The organism is Ruminococcus sp. CAG:379 (assembly GCF_000434255.1).
Taxonomy (GTDB): domain Bacteria; phylum Bacillota; class Clostridia; order Oscillospirales; family Ruminococcaceae; genus Ruminococcus_F; species Ruminococcus_F champanellensis.
Window position 1 is genome coordinate 1 of sequence record NZ_FR894907.1, and the last position, 721, is coordinate 721.

A 721-nucleotide genomic window follows, 5' to 3' on the forward strand; every position below is an offset into this window, starting at 1 on the left:
GGCTGGACAGTCAGTACCTGTCGGAGAATCCTCGTCCGCATGGCTTCGAGAAAATCCAGGAATGGGAGCAGATGAGAACGTTTTACACGGACAGCGCAACCATGAGGGACATCATACATCAGGCAGTCACGACTCCGTAACTGACAAAATCGCACAGGCATTTCAAACAGAAAACCCGTCAGCCGATCAGACTGACGGGTTGAAGATGCAGGAATCAAGCCTTACGGATCAGATTGATGCTGTTTTGAATCATACAGATAATCGTTACAACAACAGCATAAGACTATGTGATACACCCGAAATCTTCGTGCAGATTGGTCTATCCCATCTCCCGATGCTGTATGCCAAAAAGCATTTGCGTGATGCACTGAAACCCAAAAATCCCAAAAAACCACATCAGCACGGATTAACAGTTTCGCAAATTAAAAACATTCCGGAATGGCTTGCGGCACCGGCAATCATTTTTGATTCCATTTCTCCAAATGCAAACGGGAGAAACAGTATCGTTACTGTATTAAACGCAGTCGATCAGGACAACGCACCGTTGCTTGTGACCATTACGCCAAACGGTCAAGGCGTCTATCAGTTGGAGAGCATACCAGCGAATTACATCACCAGCATCTATGGCAAGGAAAACAATTTTGCCACATACATCGAACGTGCCGCTACTGCCGGAAACATTCTGTTTTGGGATAAAAATAAAAGCCAAGATCTATTCAGT

1 protein-coding gene is annotated in these 721 nt (G+C 45.4%); it reads left to right on the forward strand.

The genetic code is table 11. From position 1 onward, the window contains the following. Positions 1 to 61 precede the first annotated feature (61 nt). Positions 62 to 721 (forward strand): MuF-C-terminal domain-containing protein (locus QVO51_RS07465; RefSeq protein WP_288167995.1); only part of this gene is annotated, 660 nt, incomplete at its 3' end.